Source organism: Vibrio sp. 2130-1 (assembly GCF_033339515.1).
Genome location: NZ_JAWOUT010000494.1, coordinates 1 through 590, shown reverse-complemented (window position 1 = coordinate 590; position 590 = coordinate 1). Strand labels below are relative to the sequence as shown.

Sequence of the window (590 nt, the reverse complement as noted above, 5' to 3'; positions counted from 1 at the left end):
CGCAGACAGCATCGATTCCGTGATCATCTGAGGGATACGTTCTTCAGTCAGTACGTGTTTTAAGATCAGTGCATTAGCAATGATAAACAGCAGCATGATGGTAAGCTTGCCCGCTTCATACAAGGTATGCTTAGTGTCTTCATGCACAAAGGTCTGAATCACTTTGACGATCGCTGGTTTGGTGTTTTGCTTATCAGCAAATGGTCCCATGTCTTTATATATAAAGTTCGCGATAAAGAATGAGTACACCGCCGCAACTGCCGCAGCCTCTGTTGGTGTGAAAATACCGCCATAGATACCGCCAAGGATGATCACCACCAGCAACAAGCCCCAACTCGCATCTTTGGCGGCATCAAACGTTTCTTTCCATCCCACGAATGGTTGCTTAGGTAGATTCTTAATCCTCGCCGCAATGTAGATAGCGATCATCAACATCACGCCAGCCAGCAAACCCGGGATCACACCACCAAGGAACATACGCCCCACTGACACATCGGTCGCCGCTGCATACACCACCATCACGATCGATGGCGGAATCAAGATCCCCAAAGTACCTGCGTTACAGATAACACCCGCAGCAAACTCTTTCG

At 48.5% G+C, this 590-nt stretch carries 1 protein-coding gene; it reads right to left on the bottom strand.

Going from position 1 to position 590, the window contains the following annotated elements; genetic code table 11:
• Positions 1–590 (bottom strand): TRAP transporter large permease subunit (locus R7Q09_RS27025; RefSeq protein ID WP_318144063.1); only part of this gene is annotated, 590 nt, incomplete at both ends.